1 protein-coding gene is annotated in these 262 nt (G+C 57.3%); it reads left to right on the plus strand.

The genetic code is table 11. The annotated features are described in order from the left end of the window. Positions 1-67: 67 nt before the first annotated feature. On the plus strand, positions 68-262 hold a 195-nt coding region (locus AC1RPH_RS08395), incomplete at its 3' end, for a hypothetical protein (RefSeq protein WP_481762130.1).

Raw genomic sequence — 262 nt, forward strand, 5'->3', positions numbered from 1 at the left:
GGGGTGGGTCTGGAAATGCGGTAAGTTTCGGTGGATGCCTCAGGACTTCGGGACCGAGAACGAGCGCATGAAAGAACGCGTGATCGACTCGTCGAAGCAGGATCAGAGCATTGGTATGTTTCTGGACGACCCGACGACGCCCATGCTCTACTGCGTGGCGGGTTCTCCCGACGATCGACAAGCCTTGTACTTCGCGGCCTATCTTGTGCAGGAATTCCAAAAGCGCAGTCGCGAGGAAGTCGTGTGGCACAACCTATACGGC

It is taken from the genome of Dellaglioa sp. CoH-57-MRSF-16 (genome assembly GCF_056782055.1).